The organism is Streptomyces sp. NPDC042638, assembly GCF_040647235.1.
Taxonomy (GTDB): Bacteria; Actinomycetota; Actinomycetes; order Streptomycetales; family Streptomycetaceae; genus Streptomyces; species Streptomyces rameus.
The window spans coordinates 62,033-76,967 of sequence record NZ_JBEZBT010000020.1; the positions used below are offsets into that span (position 1 = coordinate 62,033).

Below are 14,935 nucleotides of genomic sequence, written 5' to 3' on the forward strand. Positions count from 1 at the left end.
GGCTCAGCCCTCGTCCGGCACGGCGTCCGGACGGGCATAGGTGCGGCCCTTCCACGCGGCCCCGCGCCCGCGGTAGTGCTGCACGGCGGAGTCCACCGTCATCAGCAGGTACAGCAGCGCGGTGAACGGCAGCAGCGGGGCGAGCCACAGCGGCTGCCGGTAGTAGCGCAGCATCGGCAGATACGTTCCCGTCATCACCGTCCACGCCGCCGCCCCGACGAGCGCGGTCGCCGCACCGCCGCCGGCCACGCCCACGACCACCGCGGTCGGCGGCACCAGGTACACCAGCGCGAGCCCGGCGACCGTGCCGAGGAGCAGCAGCGGGTTGTGCCGCAGCTGTGCGTAGGCGCTGCGCGAGACCATCCGCCACAGGTCGCCCAGCCGCGGGTAGGGACGCACGCTGTCCACGTGGTCGGCCAGCCCCAGCCAGACGCGACCGCCCGAGCCCTTCACCGCGCGCGCGAGCGCCACGTCGTCGATGACCGCGTGCCGGATGGACTCCGGGACGCGGGCCTCGTCCGCCATGCCCGCGCGCAGCAGGACACAGCCGCCCGCCGCCGCTGCCGTACGCGCTCCCTTCCGGCCGATCCACCGGAACGGATACAACTGCGCGAAGAAGTACACGAACGCCGGGACCACGAGCCGCTCCCACGGACTCGCCACCCGCAGCCGCGCCATCTGCGAGACGACGTCGAACCCCCCGGTGCGGGCCGCCGCCACCAGCTCGCGCAGGCCGCCCGGCGCGTGCGCGATGTCGGCGTCCGTCAGCAGCAGGTATTCGGGGTCACGCGCGCGGGCCAGCCCGATGCCGTGGCGCACCGCCCACAGCTTGCCCGTCCAGCCCGCCGGCGGCTCACCGGGCGACCCGACCGTGAGCGGCAGCCCGCCGTGCCGCCGGGACAGCTCGCGGGCCAGCTCCCCGGTGCCGTCCGTACTTCCGTCGTCCACCAGGAAGACCTCCGCCCGCCCCGGATAGTCCTGCGCCAGCAGCGACGGCAGACTGGCGGACAGCACGGCGGCCTCGTCGCGGGCCGGTACGACCACACAGACCGACGGCCACTCCTCAGGTTCCCGGCGCGGCGGCAGCCGCACGTCGGTGCGCCAGAAGAAGCCCTGGCCGAACAGCAGCCAGCACCACGCGGCCAGTGACACGACGGTGATCCACAGCAAGGCGCTCACGGCGGCAGTCTGCCCCACCCGGGCGGCTCACCGGGGCCCATCGTCTATCGTGGCCGGGTGAAGATCGCGCTCATGGACTCCGGAATCGGCCTGCTTCCCGCTGCTGCGGCGGTGCGCCGGCTGCGGCCCGACGCGGATCTCGTGCTGTCATGGGACCCGGACGGCATGCCCTGGGGACCGCGTACCCCGGAAGACATCACCGAGCGGGCCGTCGCCGTCGCCGCGGCCGCCGCCGCGCACGAGCCCGACGTCCTCATCGTCGCGTGCAACACCGCGTCGGTGCACTCGCTGCCGGCGATGCGGGCCCGCTTCGAGCCGGACATCCCGATCATCGGCACCGTTCCGGCGATCAAGCCCGCTGCCGCGGGGGGCGGGCCCGTCGCTATCTGGGCGACCCCGGCCACCACGGGAAGCGCCTATCAGCGCGGGCTGATCGAGCGGTTCGCCGACGGTGTGACCGTGGCGGAGGTGGCGTGCCCCGGCCTCGCGGACGCCGTGCACCACGCGGACGAGAGGGCCATCGACGCCGCCATCGCCTCGGCCGCCGCCCGTACCCCGGACGACGTGACCACACTCGTGCTGGGCTGCACCAACTACGAACTGGTCGCCGAGCGCATCCGGGCGGCCGTCCAGCGACCCGGCCGCCCGCCCCTCGTCCTGCACGGCACCGCGGGAGCGGTGGCCGCCCAGGCGCTGCGCCGGATCGGAGCGGAGCCGGCTCCGGCCGCGGTCGCCGACACCACCCTCACGGTGCTGCTGAGCGGTCGTACGGCGACGCTCCCGGACACGGCGCTGTCCTACGCCGAAGGCCGCTTCCTGCAGGCCGTCAGCCCCGTCCGCTGACCGGGCGCGCGGCGAACCCGGCCGCGGGTCCACCGTGCTCCGCCCGGGCCAGTCACCCCGCGCCATGCCCTACCCGCGCGGCGAAACCTGAGTAACCTCATAAACATGAGGGACCACCCCGACGCCGACGACAGGCTCCGCCCGGACGTCTGGACGGGACGCGCCACCAACCGGGTCCAGTGGCTGCTCGCCCTGGTCGGCGCCGCCTGCCTGGCGCTCGGCATCGAGCTGGCCGTCGACTCGGCCTGGACCTCCGGCATCGCCCCGCTGGTGATGTCCGTCGTGGGCTGCATCGCGGCCGGCCTGCTCGTTCTGTTCGGCACGCTCGCCTTCGTGCACGTCGACCTCAAGCTGGACAGGGAGTGCGTCGAGGTGCGCTGCGGGCACGTCGGGCTGCCGCGCCGCCGCATCCCGCTCTCCCAGGTGGCGGGCGCCGACTTCACCGCCCTGGTCACCCCCAGACACTGGGGCGGCTGGGGCTACCGCTGGCGCCCCGAGAAGGGCACCGCGGTCGTCGTACGCCGTGGCGAGGGCATCGTGCTGCGCCTGTGGGACGGCCACACGTTCACGGTCACCGTCGACAACGCGGAGTCCGCGGTACGGGTCATCAGAGACCGCCTCCGCACGATCCGCCCCGGCACGGCAGGCTGAGACAGCCCCGGCCGGGTCTGCGTGGACCGTCCGCCCCGGCCGTGTGTCGCCGGGATGGCCCCCGCACGGGGCCAGGCCGTGCCGTTCCCGCTCAGCAGCCGGAGGTCGTGGTGTCGCCCGTCCGGGCCGTTCCCGCTCAGCGGCCGGAGGTCATGGTGTCGCCCGTCCACGGCCGGGCCGTGGCCCAGCCGGCCAGGAGGCCCGCGCCGACTGTCACCGTCGTGAAACTCAGCGCGTTGCTCACCGAGGCGAGCGCGGCCAGTGCCGTCAGGGCCGCGCCCGCCGTGAGGGCGACGGGCGTGGGGCGGGAGGTGCGCCACAGCGCGTACAGGACCCAGGCGAACACGGCGGCCAGCAGGCACACCCCGATCAGGCCCTGCTCGGCCGCCTGCTGCAGCGGGGCCGAGTGCGGTCTGCCGTCGGACAGCGGTGTCCGCGGCAGGACCTGACTCAGCTCGCCGAACCGGCCGGGCCCGACACCGAGGCCGCTGTTGCGGTCCGCGAGCCGCAGCGCGTCCTCCCACCGAGGCACCCGCTGCGGGGGCAACCGGTCCGCCAGTGCCCCGGCGAGGCCGGCGGGCAGCGTGCCCGCCGCGACCGCCCAGACCGTGACCGCCACCAGGCCCGCCGCCGCGGCCAGCCCCGCCAGCCACGGACCCCGGCCGCGTGCCGAGCCGGCGGCCACTGCACAGAGCAGGACGGCCGCGCTGGCCACGCACCCCGCCGACGACCCCACCACGATCCCGGCCGGCACGCCGGCGCAGGCCAGGGCGCCCATCCCGAGCCGCAGCCCGGGTGCGGTCGCCGCCCAGGCGGCACAGCACGCGGCCCCCGTGGCCAGGGCCAGCAGGGCGGCCGTGGCACCTGCGTAGCCGAGCGGGGCGGTGTACCAGCGACCGGGGGAGAGCCTGGGCAGCACCACGGCCAGGGCCAGTCCCGCCGCCGCGCCGACGCAGGGCGCGGCCACCGGCAGCAGTGCCCCGGAGACCCGGCCCGCGGCGTAACCGGCGGCCACGGCGAGCACTGCCAGCAGCATGCCCTCCGGCCGTCCGTCGTGGGCCGCCGCGGTGATCAGCGACCACCCGGCGCAGGCCCCCAACAGGATCATGCCCGTGCCATCGGAAACGTTTCTTCTCGTGCTGTAGGCGTCCGCACCGTATGCACCGGTCACGGACCGCGTCCCCGTCGACCCCACCCGCCGCCCCTCGTACCCGGTCCCCCGACCTGTGGCAGGCCACGGCCGCGTACCGGGTCCGGCAGCGCCGCCGAGGCTGCGCACACCGTAGCGGCTCATGGCCGGTTTGGTCACGAGACGCGGAGGAACGGCATGGTTCCGTCAGGTACCGCCCACCGTCCCGCCCAGGCACCCGCAGGGGTCCGATCCGCGCCCCCGGGGGGCGGGCAGCGCGGCCGGACACTCCGCCCGCGGTGCCCGGACACCGGCGTTCACCAGCGACAACCGCCGGTGCCGGGGCTCCCGGACCGTCCTGTCGGCGGCGGCCACAGCCGCCGTACACTCACCCGGTGACCGTCACCGCAACTTCCGTGGACCAGCCGGACCAGCTCAAGCCGCGCCCCGCCTCCGGCGCGGGCCGTGGCCGACTGCTGCGCCTGGTCCCGGCCGCCGCCTCCGTGCTCTGCGGAGTGCTGCTCTACGTCAGCTTCCCGCCGCGGACCCTGTGGTGGCTGGCCCTGCCCGCCTTCGCCGGCTTCGGCTGGGTGCTGCGCGGCCGGAGCTGGAAGGCCGCCCTCGGCCTCGGCTACCTCTTCGGGCTCGGCTTCCTGCTGCCCCTGCTGGTGTGGACCAGTGTGGAGGTCGGCCCCCTGCCCTGGCTGGCCCTGGTCCTCATCGAGGCGGTCTTCGTCGCCCTGGTCGGGGTGGGCGTCGCCGCCGTCTCCAGGCTGCCCGCCTGGCCGGTGTGGGCCGCCGCCCTGTGGACAGCGGGAGAAGCGGTACGCGCGCGCGTGCCCTTCCACGGCTTCCCCTGGGGCAAGATCGCCTTCGGCCAGGCGGACGGCGTCTTCCTGCCGCTCGCCGCGGTGGGCGGAACGCCCGTGCTCGGCTTCGCGGTCGTCCTGTGCGGATTCGGCCTGTACGAGGCCGGGCGGCTGCTCTCCGGGCGGCGCCGGACCCGGACCGTGCGGCGCGCCGCCGCGACCGCCGCGCTGCTGAGCGTCGCCGTGCCGGTGGCGGGCGCGATCGCGGCCCGCGCGCTGGTCAGCGACAAGGCGGAGAGCGGCACCGCGACGGTGGCGCTCATCCAGGGCAACGTGCCGCGCTCCGGGCTGGAGTTCAACGCCCAGCGGCGGGCCGTGCTCGACTACCACGCGCGCGAGACGCACAAGCTCGCCGCCGACATCAGGGCGGGCAAGGTCGCCAAGCCCGACTACGTCCTGTGGCCGGAGAACTCCTCCGACATCGACCCCTTCGAGTATCCCGACGGCGCCGCCGTCATCGAGCAGGCGGTCGAGGACGTCGGCGTGCCCGTCTCCGTCGGCGCCGTCGTGGAGAAGGACGGCAAGCTGCTCAACGAGCAGATCCTGTGGGACCCGGCCAAGGGCGCGACGCAGACCTACGACAAGCGGCAGATCCAGCCCTTCGGCGAGTACCTTCCGCTGCGCTCGCTCGTCGGCGCGATCAACAAGAGCTGGACCGACATGGCCCGCCGGGACTTCAGCCGGGGCGGCAAGCCGGGCGTGTTCGACATCGACGGCGCGAAGGTGGGCCTCGCCACCTGCTACGAGGCCGCTTTCGACTGGGCCGTGCGGGACACGGTGACGCACGGCGCGCAGATGATCTCCGTGCCGAGCAACAACGCCACGTTCGACCGCAGCGAGATGACCTACCAGCAGCTCGCCATGTCCCGCATCCGTGCCGTCGAGCACAGCCGCACCGTGACCGTGCCGGTGACCAGCGGCGTCAGCGCGGTCATCATGCCGGACGGACGGATCACGCAGAAGACAGGCATGTTCGTGCCCGCCTACCTCGTCCAGAAGGTGCCGCTGCGCACGTCCACGACGCCCGCCACGGAGCTGGGCATCCTCCCGGAGATCGCACTGGTGCTGGTCGCCGTCGGCGGGATCGGCTGGGCGATCGGGTCCGGCCTGCGCTCCCGGCGCGCCGGTGACGCGTAACCGTACGACCCCTGAACCGGCCGGGCCTCGCGCAGCGGCCGGTTAGGGTCGGGCTCATGGCTACTCCCGAATTCATCCGCACGCTCAGGGACTCTGCCGGCCGGCAGCTGCTCTGGCTTCCCGGAGTCACCGCGATCGTCTTCGACGACGAGGGCCGGGTGCTGCTCGGCCGGCGGACCGACACACGCAAGTGGTCGGTGATCGGCGGCATCCCCGATCCGGGCGAGCAGCCGGCGGCCTGTGCGGTGCGGGAGGTCTTCGAGGAGACGGCGGTGCACTGCGTGGCCGAGCGGGTGGTCCTGGTCCAGGCGCTGGAGCCGGTGACGTACCCCAACGGCGACGTCTGCCAGTACATGGACATCACCATCCGCTGCCGGGCCGTGGGCGGGGAGGCCCGGGTCAACGACGACGAGTCTCTGGAAGTGGGCTGGTTCGCGGTGGACGCACTGCCCGGCCTGAACGAGTTCGGCCTCTTCCGGATCAAGCAGGCCATGTCCGATGCACCCACATGGTTTGACCCTACGGCCGCCAGCTGAAGTATGGGTGGCCACCACATGTGGTGGCCTTCGGGTTCTGCGTAGGGTCGGGACATGACCTCGCCCACCCCCCTGCCCGGTCCCGGACCCCTGCTCCAGCCGCTCGCCCTCGACCTCGCCGGCCGCACCGCCCTCGTCACCGGCGCCGCCGGCGGCATCGGCCGCGCCTGCGCACTGCGGCTGGCCGCCGCCGGGGCCGAGGTGCGCGCCGTCGACCGGGACGCCTCCGGCCTGGCCGAGCTGGCCCAGCAGGCGGAGCGGACCGGCGCCTTCACCGGCACCGTCGTACCGCGGGTCGTGGACCTCACCGACCTGGACGCCGCCGAACGTGCCGCCGAGGGTGTCGATGTGCTGGTCAACAATGCCGGACTGCAACTCGTCCGGCCCATCGAGGAGTTTCCGCCCGACGTCTTCCACACGGTGCTGACCGTGATGCTGGAGGCACCCTTCCGTCTCATCCGCGGCGCCCTCCCGCACATGTACGCCCAAGGCTGGGGCCGGATCGTGAATGTGTCCTCCGTCCATGGTCTGCGAGCCTCAGCCTTTAAATCCGCCTATGTGGCCGCCAAACATGGCCTCGAAGGACTGTCCAAGACGGCCGCACTGGAGGGCGCGGCCCACGGAGTCACCTCCAACTGTGTGAACCCGGCATACGTGCGCACCCCCCTGGTCGAGAAGCAGATCGCCGACCAGGCACAGGCGCACGGGATTCCCGAGGAGCGTGTCCTGTCCGACGTGCTGCTGAAGGACAGCGCGCTGCGCCGGCTCATCGAACCCGAGGAGGTCGCCGAGGCCGTGGCCTACCTGTGCAGCCCGCAGGCGTCCTTCGTCACCGGCACCTCGCTCGTCCTGGACGGCGGATGGACGGCTCACTGACCGGCCCGGCAGCACCGGCCCCGAGAGTTTTCCACAGGCATGCCGGGCCTGGTGGCCGATACGGGATCCTGTGACCATGTCCCGCGATCACCTGCAGTCGGCCCCCGGCACCAGCGCCGAGACCCCGTACCTCGGCCTGCTGGCCCGCGACGCCTCGGTGGAGGCCTATGAGCGGCCCGTCCTGCTCGCCCGTGCCGAGGGTGAGCCCGCAGGCCGGATAGCCGCGCTGGAAGAGGCCAGACTGCTCGCCCTGCGCGTGCGTGCCGAACTGGAGGGACGCAGGCGGCGCGAGGCGGAGCTGTCGGCGCTCTTCGAGACCGCGCACGACCTCGCCGGACTCCGCGACCTGGACGCCGTCCTGCAGGCCATCGTGCAGCGCGCACGCTCCCTGCTCGGCACGGACGTCGCCTACCTCAGCCTCAACGACCCGGCACGCGGCGACACCTACATGCGGGTCACGGAGGGCTCGGTGTCCGCCCGCTTCCAGCAGCTGCGCCTCGGCATGGGAGAGGGGCTCGGCGGGCTCGTCGCCCAGACGGCGCGGCCGTACGTCACGGACGACTACTTCCAGGACGGCCGGTTCCAGCACACGCACACCATCGATGCCGGGGTCAGCGACGAGGGCCTGGTCGCCATCCTCGGCGTCCCCCTCATGCTCGGTCCGCACGTGATCGGTGTCCTGTTCGCGGCGGACCGGCGGGCGAGAGTCTTCGAACGCGAGCAGATCGCCCTGCTCGGCTCCTTCGCCGCGCTCGCCGCGGCGGCCATCGACACCGCCAACCTGCTCACCGAGACCCGCTCGGCCCTGGCCGGTCTGGAGCGCGCCAACGAGATCATCCGGGACCGCAGCGGCGTCATCGAGCGGGCGTCCGAGGTTCACGACCGGCTCGCCGAACTCGTCCTGCGCGGCGGCGGAGTGCACGACGTGGCCGCAGCGGTCTCCCAAGTCCTCGATGGAACCGTGGAGTTCACCGAGGAAGCGGCGGTACCGGCCGAGGCGCTGGAGGCGTCCCGAGCCGAGGGGCACGCCGTACGGCACGGCAGGGACTGGATCGCCGCCGTGGCCGCGGGAGGGGAACTCCTCGGTGCCCTGGTCCTGCGCGGCCACCCCGGCCTGGACCCTGTCGACCAGCGCACCCTGGAGCGCGCGGCGATGGTCACCTCCCTGCTGCTGCTCGCCCGGCGTTCCGCCGCCGAGGCCGAACAGCGGGTGCGCGGCGAGTTGCTGGACGACCTGCTGGACGCGCGGGACCGGGACTCGCGCCTGCTGCGCGAGCGCGCCGGCCGCCTCCATGCGGACCTGGACGCCACCCATGTCGTCCTCGCCGCACGTCTCGACGGACCGGCGGCCGACGCCGACGAGGAGGCCGCGGCCCGCCGCCGGCTGTGGTCCGCCGCGTCGCACCTCGCGGCCACGCGGCACGGTCTGGCCGCCGCCCGCGACGGCGGCACCGTTCTGCTGCTGCCGCTGGGCGGCGACACCGCCACGGAGGTGGCCCGCCGCACCGCCCGTCACCTGGGCACGGCCGTCCACCAGCCGGTCACGGTCGGTGCCTCCGCCCCCGTCACCGACCTCGCCGCCCACCCCGAGACCGTGGCGTCCGCCTACGCCGAGGGCCGCCGCTGCCTGGACGCGCTGCACCTGCTGGGCCGGCCCGGGGACGGCGCCGCGGCCGAGGACTTCGGCTTCCTCGGCCTGCTCCTCGCCGGTGAACGGGACATCGCCGGTTTCGTCGACCGGACCATCGGCCCGGTGGTGTCGTACGACGCGCAACGCGGCACGGAACTGCTGCGAACCCTGGACGCCTACTTCGAGGGCGGGATGAGCCCGGCCCGCACCAAGGACGCGCTGCACGTGCACGTGAACACGGTGGCCCAGCGTCTGGAGCGCGTGGGGCGTCTCCTCGGCGCGGACTGGCAGACCCCCGCCCGGGCCCTGGAGATCCAACTCGCCCTGAGACTGAACCGGTTGGTGACACCGGGACCCCGCTGACCGGCCCCCGCACGGCGGCCGGCCGGTGCGGAGGCGGTCGTGACGCCGGTCAGGCGGTCCGCGCCCCGGCGGCCGGTGCCGCCTCGGCGGACTCCGCGCTCTCACCTTCGACCTGCGCGAGGTCCCGATGCCGCGTCTCTCGCGAGACGGCCACCGCGACCAGGGTCAGTACGGCGGCGGCGATCACGTACAGGGCGATCGGGGTGGAGCTGTCGTAGTCGGAGAGCAGTGCCGTGGCGATGAGCGGTGCGGGGGCACCGGCCGCCACGGAGGCGAACTGGGCGCCGATGGAGGCTCCCGAGTACCGCATCCGGGTCGCGAACATCTCGGCGAAGAACGCGGCCTGGGGTGCGTACATCGCGCCGTGCAGCACGAGTCCGACGGTCACGGCCAGGACCAGGTACCCGAACGAGCCCCTGTCGACCAGCGCGAAGAACGGGAACATCCACAGTCCGATGCCGGCCGCGCCGAACAGGTACACCGGCCGCCGTCCGACCCGGTCGGACAGCGCGCCCCAGGCCGGGATGACGGCGAAGTGCACGGCGGAGCCGACGAGTACGGCGTTGAGCGCGGTCTGCTTGGTGACGCCGGCCGAGGTGGTGGCGTAGACGAGGATGAACGCGGTGATGACGTAGTAGCTGATGTTCTCCGCCATCCGGGCGCCCATCGCCACGAGTACGTCCCGCCAGTGGTGGCGCAGCACGGAGACGAGCGGCGGCTTCTCGTCCGCGTCGCCCTGCCGTGCCTCGGCACGCTCCAACGCCTGCTTGAAAACGGGCGATTCATCGACAGACAGACGAATCCACAGACCGACGAGCACGAGCACTCCGGAGAGCAGGAACGGAATCCGCCAGCCCCAGTCGCCGAACGCTTCGTCGGACAGGACCGCGGTGAGCAGCGAGAGCACGCCCGTCGCGAGCAACTGACCGGCGGGTGCGCCGGTCTGCGGCCAGGAGGCCCAGAAGCCGCGCCGCCGCGCGTCCCCGTGCTCCGACACCAACAGCACGGCGCCGCCCCACTCGCCACCGAGTGCGAAGCCCTGCACCAGCCGCAGCGTGGTGAGCAGGACGGGGGCGGCGGTCCCGACGGTGGCGTGCGTGGGCAGCAGCCCGATGGCGAAAGTGGCCCCGCCCATCAGCACGAGACTCAGCACCAGCAGCCTCTTCCGCCCCAGCCGGTCACCGTAGTGGCCGAAGACGAGCGCCCCCAGCGGGCGGGCCGCGAACCCGACGGCGTAGGTCAGGAACGACAGCAGCGTACCGACGAGCGGGTCGGAGTCGGGAAAGAACAACTTGTTGAACACCAGTGCGGCGGCGGAGCCGTAGAGAAAGAAGTCGTACCACTCGATGGTGGTGCCGATGAGGCTGGCGGCGACGATTCTGGGGAGGCTGGCGGGGGGTGGGGGAGCGGTGGTTCCGGAGGCCATGTGCGCCACTTCCTCGTGTGCGGTGGGGACGGGTACGTGTCGGCACACGGTAGGAAGATGCAGGTCAGGGGCACATGTGGTGGGGCACCATATTTCGGGGGTTGGCTATGCGTGCGGCCACCATGCCGGCTCGCGGAAGGCGTGAGCCAGGTCAGTCGGTATGGACCGCCGGTGCGGGGGTTGGGTGCCCGCCGGGGTGTACCGGGGCTCGTAGGGCCCGGCCTTGCGGATGCGACGGTCGGAGGTGCCACCGCGGCCTGAGAGGGGAGAATGGACGTGAGCGATTAAGGAGGCCCGTCATGAAATCCGGAGCCCCTGATTACGACGCCTGGTACTCGCGCACACCTTCGCAGGCCGAGGGCGAGCGGGACGAGACGGGCGAGCGTACCGCAACCGAACAGCACCCGGACGTCCCCCGGAGCGAGCCGTCCCAGGCAGAGGGCGAGCGGGGCGACGACGCCTAGCACCCCTGGACGATCCGTTGCCGGGGGCCGGGTGCGGGTGCACTTTTTCGGCGCTGTCACCGGTTCCCGGCCCGCCTGCCGTCCAGCAGTCCGTGCAGGTGCGCGGCGGCGTTCTCGATGTCCGCGTATTTCTGCTGTCCGGCGTGTACCTCGGCGGAGAGGACACCGCAGCGGTGGACGCGCTCGAAATCGCCGTAGGGGAACTTGTACCGGCCCTTGGTGTCCTCTCCCATACCGTCGTCGATGCCCAGGTACCACCTGGCGTACTTGTTGAAGCCGTTCTCCTCGAGATAGGCATTCTCGTCCGCAGCCGAAGGCCGGTGCTCGCTCCACTCGTCCCGGTCGTCCAGGACGATCCGGCCCTCTTCGGCCAGTTTCCTCGCGTGGTCGAAGGCCCTCGCGTTCAGTTTCACCGTCATGCCGTTCACCTCCGCGTCGACTGCCGTGTTCAGATGTCGGCTGCTGCCGCCCGGATGTCCTGCGACGCCTGCTCCATCAGCTCGTCCAAGTCGCCGACCTCAGGGGTGAGTTCCCGCACGCGTGGCGCGACCTGCTGCAGCCATGCCGCAGTGGCCAAAGCCAGCTCGACGGCCTCCTGGGCCTGCTCCTCGCCGAGCAGTTTCTCGATCTTGAAAGCAATGCTCGCGAGCGTGTCGTCATCGGTGGCCGGCACCAGGTAGGGCTCGAGGCCCGGCGGATACGGGGTCCGCTACCGGTATTCACGCATCGCGGTCACGACCGCGGGCACCGCGCTGTACCGGTCGAGGAGGCCCATGAAGACGTACAGGCGTGCCACCAGCCGTGGCAGGCCGGGGTGCCGGTCCAGCCAGGCCATCAGCTCGCGCTGATCACCGAAGTGGTCGATGAGCTGCCTCATCCCCTCCCCGACCCGGTTGGGCCAGGTCCAGTGGAAGGGCAGCAGCCGCGCCACCTGATGAGCGAGCGCCGCCTCGCCCTCCGCGTCCAGCGTGCCGGCGACGAATGCGCCGACCTGCCCGCGGTCCAATCCATAGTCGGCCGGCGCCGTCCGGTCCTGCGAGGTCTGCGACGCGTCGTGACGCAGACGCAACAGCTTGGTGCCGATCTTGCTCAGTGTCCGGTTCCGCATTGTTCCTCCCAGCTCGCGATGGCGCACCGTGCGGCTCCCACACCTCGGGGTCGCGATCGCCCTCGGACCGCAGCAGTGCGGCGGCCGGTACGGCACCGGCCGTGGTGCCGGCGGCGACTTCGGCGGTGGCGAGGCGGCGCTGGTGAGGTGGATGCCGCTGTTCGGTTCGGTCATGCGTGAGGCGACCGCGCCGACGATGGTCACTTCGAGTCCACGCGTCCGCTGCATCCGGCCACGTCGTCGGCACGGTGACGGCGAGCGGTCCGTGCCCGTACGCACGGACCAACCGCCGACGACCCAAGGAATGCGAGGGACCCCCTCGCGGCACGGGATCCGAGCCGCGCCACGGCACTCTGCGCCTTTCCGTGGCTGCCGACGGGCGGCTGGAGGGCCTCCGCCTGTGCGGCCACCCTGACCGAGCGGCGGCCTGCAGCGGCAGTGGCGGAAGCGGTCGCCTGGCACCCGCCGTGCGCGGGCCCCGGCCTGGCAGGTCCAGCGCGGTCGCACCGCTGGACCTGCCAGGCCGAGGCCGCGGGCAGGCGGCGCGGCGACTGTCGTATCTGTGGACCACTGCGCATCCATGGAGGACCGTCGATGACCGGCAACGGAACACTCACCCGTGACGAATGGAAGACCGCGCTGGACCGGATCACTGAGGAGCGAACGGGCGAACACGTCACCATCGAGCTGCTGGACCCGGAGGTCGGGCACCAGTACGAGGCCGAGCGGCTGCCCTTCGCGTACCTCGACTACGACCCGAAGGACGACACGGTGATCGTGGCCGTCGGCGGGCGGTCGGCCCGCTACCCGGTAGTGCTGAGGCACATGATCGCCCACCCCAGGGAGGTCGACGTCGCGACCCAGGACATCCCGGAACCGGCCGTCCGGATCGTCGGCTCGGACGGCGCCACCACACTGATCACCTTCTTCAAGGCCGAGTCGTGATCCATGCCGAGTCCTGATCCACCGGACCCGCGGTGCTCGGGCCGGACGGGTGGGGCCACTCGCACGGCGCCTCGCACGCTTGGCCCGGCCGGGGCGATCTTCCGGCGCTCCGGCCGCCCGGGGACTGCCCGAAGGCCCGGTGAAGCGGACTGACCGCTCGTAGTTCCGGGAGTGGGCACGTCAGGCGGTTGCCCATGCCATGCTGGGCGGGCCGGGCACTGAGAGGATCACATGCCAAGAGCACCCGCGAGGCCGGCGCGGACGCGGGGGACGAGCCGCTGCTGACCGGGAACGTCTTCCCTGGGCACCCACCCGGCTGTGTTGGACTACACCCCCAGTCAGCGGCCCGGCCGGCCTGCTCCGCCACGGCTGCCATGCCCCAGTCATCCGTCAGGGTGTGGGCGAGGCCTCGGTGAGTGACATCCAGGCGCGGACCGTCTCCTGGTGCGAACCGCTCGCTGTGCTCGCCGTCACTGCCTCCGCGTCCTCGTCAGAGCACGGCGCCCCTGCTCGGGTGAGCAGGACGAGCGGCCACTCGGGGGCCGTGCCGGCCGACTCGCCGTCGAAGGCGGCCCAGTCCCAGGGCCCGTCGAACCGCCATGCCCGGCCGACGGCGTCGGCGACCTCGTCGCCCACCCGGAGAGACGCGTACGGACGCATCAACAGTTCAAAGGTGAAAGGGATCCCGTCACCAGGGTGGATGGTGTACCCCGAGCCATCAAGATGGCTCCCGTCCGGGAAATCGCGATAGGACAGGCCTCGGCGCAGCACGGTCACGGTCAGGGTCGGTCGCGGCAGCCAGGCTGTCTCCAGCGGAGGGTCGTGGTGGTCGACAGCCGTCACGTGCACCACCGTGGGTGGCACGCCGACCCGGCACGCGTCTCCCGCCTTCAGCCGCTCGGGCGGAGGGTCGGTTCGAAACAGCTCACCCTCTACTTCAGGCGCGCCGCACTCGCCGCTGCTCACACCGAGGGCGACGATCCCGTTCCAGTGCGCGAACTCGTTGGCGGTGTCGATCTCCCACCACGGCCATCGCACCGACAGGTGACCTGACGTCACACCCCGCTCGACCCTGGTGTCCGTGAAAGGGCAAGCGACCGACAACACGTCGCCGACCCGGAAGTCCCCCGCATCCGTCATCCGACCAGGGTAGACGGGCTTGTTACGGTCTACTGTCGCTGAGCGCCCCAGTCGGGCCGTCCGGCCGGTATGCGCTCAACCGGAGAGCCTGATCTTCACGTCCCACGCGTCGGGGGCTGCCCGGTGCGTCATCCGCACGTGGAACGCGTCCCGCGGGCCAACTGGATCGCTCAGTCACATCCCGGGTCGCCGCGGTAGGGGAGGTCAGGGGTTCAGGGCCTGTTCGAGGGTGGGATGGCAGGGGATGACCTCGTCGATGCCGACCAGGTGCAGCAGACGTACGACGGACTCCTGGGCGCCGGCGATGCGCAGCCATCCCTGAGTGCCGCTCACGCGTTGGTGGGCGGCGACGAGGACATTGAGGCCGCTGGAGTCCATGAAGGTCACCCCGCTGAGGTCCGCCACGATCCGCGGCGGCGCCGTGCCGTCCTCGGACTGCAGGGCCTGGCTGAGGACGTCCTTGACGTCGTGATCGATCTCGCCGTGCACGGTCACGACGAGGACGCCCTCGAGCTCCTCGTGCTGGATGGAGAGCCGGCCTGGCCGGACTGGTTTGTGGATGTCGCTCACGTCTCCTCGGCTCGCGCCTAGGCTTGCCCACTCAGGGCTTGCCCGGACGATTCTGCCCCACCGCCGCGG

16 protein-coding genes are annotated in these 14,935 nt (G+C 72.5%); 8 read left to right on the forward strand and 8 right to left on the reverse strand.

Annotated elements, in window-relative coordinates; all coding sequences use genetic code 11:
- Positions 1-3: 3 nt before the first annotated feature.
- Positions 4-1,179 (reverse strand): glycosyltransferase, encoded by a 1,176-nt coding sequence (locus AB0B40_RS18405; RefSeq protein ID WP_362264497.1) that lies wholly within the window; start codon positions 1,177-1,179, stop codon positions 4-6.
- A gap of 57 nt (positions 1,180-1,236) precedes the next feature.
- On the opposite strand from AB0B40_RS18405, the gene AB0B40_RS18410 reads away from it, so the two are divergent.
- Positions 1,237-2,022 carry an aspartate/glutamate racemase family protein gene (locus tag AB0B40_RS18410; protein ID WP_345055884.1) on the forward strand — a complete coding sequence of 262 codons (786 nt, stop codon included), beginning with the start codon at positions 1,237-1,239 and terminating at the stop codon, positions 2,020-2,022.
- 105 nt (positions 2,023-2,127) lie between these two features.
- The gene (locus AB0B40_RS18415; protein ID WP_345055885.1) at positions 2,128-2,673 is read left to right on the forward strand and encodes a hypothetical protein; all 546 of its coding nucleotides are present in this window, start codon (positions 2,128-2,130) and stop codon (positions 2,671-2,673) included.
- Between the two features lie 136 nt (positions 2,674-2,809).
- Here the strand turns inward: AB0B40_RS18415 and AB0B40_RS18420 are convergent, their stop codons facing one another.
- Positions 2,810-3,781, reverse strand: a complete 972-nt coding sequence (locus AB0B40_RS18420; RefSeq protein WP_362264499.1) for an O-antigen ligase family protein — start codon at positions 3,779-3,781, stop codon at positions 2,810-2,812.
- A 416-nt stretch (positions 3,782-4,197) separates the two neighbouring features.
- Between AB0B40_RS18420 and lnt the strand changes: the two genes are divergently transcribed.
- The 4 genes from lnt (at position 4,198) to AB0B40_RS18440 (ending at position 9,213) form a co-directional block, all read left to right on the forward strand.
- The gene (lnt, locus tag AB0B40_RS18425; protein ID WP_345055888.1) at positions 4,198-5,808 is read left to right on the forward strand and encodes an apolipoprotein N-acyltransferase; all 1,611 of its coding nucleotides are present in this window, start codon (positions 4,198-4,200) and stop codon (positions 5,806-5,808) included.
- A gap of 56 nt (positions 5,809-5,864) precedes the next feature.
- The gene (locus tag AB0B40_RS18430; protein ID WP_345055890.1) at positions 5,865-6,344 is read left to right on the forward strand and encodes an NUDIX domain-containing protein; all 480 of its coding nucleotides are present in this window, start codon (positions 5,865-5,867) and stop codon (positions 6,342-6,344) included.
- 54 nt (positions 6,345-6,398) lie between these two features.
- Entirely contained in the window at positions 6,399-7,220 is an 822-nt protein-coding gene (locus AB0B40_RS18435) for a 3-hydroxybutyrate dehydrogenase (RefSeq protein WP_362264501.1), read from the forward strand.
- A 76-nt stretch (positions 7,221-7,296) separates the two neighbouring features.
- Positions 7,297-9,213 carry a GAF domain-containing protein gene (locus tag AB0B40_RS18440; protein WP_362264503.1) on the forward strand — a complete coding sequence of 639 codons (1,917 nt, stop codon included), beginning with the start codon at positions 7,297-7,299 and terminating at the stop codon, positions 9,211-9,213.
- Between the two features lie 49 nt (positions 9,214-9,262).
- Here the strand turns inward: AB0B40_RS18440 and AB0B40_RS18445 are convergent, their stop codons facing one another.
- Positions 9,263-10,639, reverse strand: coding sequence for an MFS transporter (locus tag AB0B40_RS18445; RefSeq protein WP_345055896.1), 1,377 nt, complete (start codon positions 10,637-10,639; stop codon positions 9,263-9,265).
- A 299-nt stretch (positions 10,640-10,938) separates the two neighbouring features.
- On the opposite strand from AB0B40_RS18445, the gene AB0B40_RS18450 reads away from it, so the two are divergent.
- Positions 10,939-11,103: a hypothetical protein gene (locus AB0B40_RS18450; RefSeq protein WP_176986079.1), complete on the forward strand. Its 165-nt coding sequence runs from the start codon at positions 10,939-10,941 to the stop codon at positions 11,101-11,103.
- 56 nt (positions 11,104-11,159) lie between these two features.
- Here the strand turns inward: AB0B40_RS18450 and AB0B40_RS18455 are convergent, their stop codons facing one another.
- The 3 genes from AB0B40_RS18455 to AB0B40_RS18465 are packed head-to-tail and all read right to left on the reverse strand — an operon-like array spanning position 11,160 to position 12,211.
- Positions 11,160-11,522: a hypothetical protein gene (locus AB0B40_RS18455; RefSeq protein WP_362264505.1), complete on the reverse strand. Its 363-nt coding sequence runs from the start codon at positions 11,520-11,522 to the stop codon at positions 11,160-11,162.
- A 29-nt stretch (positions 11,523-11,551) separates the two neighbouring features.
- Positions 11,552-11,776, reverse strand: a complete 225-nt coding sequence (locus AB0B40_RS18460; protein WP_362264506.1) for a hypothetical protein — start codon at positions 11,774-11,776, stop codon at positions 11,552-11,554.
- Positions 11,777-11,812: 36 nt separating this feature from the next.
- Positions 11,813-12,211: a hypothetical protein gene (locus AB0B40_RS18465; RefSeq protein WP_362264508.1), complete on the reverse strand. Its 399-nt coding sequence runs from the start codon at positions 12,209-12,211 to the stop codon at positions 11,813-11,815.
- A gap of 594 nt (positions 12,212-12,805) precedes the next feature.
- On the opposite strand from AB0B40_RS18465, the gene AB0B40_RS18470 reads away from it, so the two are divergent.
- Positions 12,806-13,156, forward strand: coding sequence for a DUF5335 family protein (locus tag AB0B40_RS18470; protein ID WP_362264509.1), 351 nt, complete (start codon positions 12,806-12,808; stop codon positions 13,154-13,156).
- Between the two features lie 390 nt (positions 13,157-13,546).
- Here AB0B40_RS18470 and AB0B40_RS18475 read toward each other — a convergent pair whose 3' ends face one another.
- On the reverse strand, positions 13,547-14,296 hold the full coding sequence (locus AB0B40_RS18475; protein WP_362264511.1) for a hypothetical protein: 750 nt from the start codon (positions 14,294-14,296) through the stop codon (positions 13,547-13,549).
- Positions 14,297-14,500: 204 nt separating this feature from the next.
- The gene (locus tag AB0B40_RS18480; RefSeq protein ID WP_345055905.1) at positions 14,501-14,866 is read right to left on the reverse strand and encodes an STAS domain-containing protein; all 366 of its coding nucleotides are present in this window, start codon (positions 14,864-14,866) and stop codon (positions 14,501-14,503) included.
- Positions 14,867-14,935 lie beyond the last annotated feature (69 nt).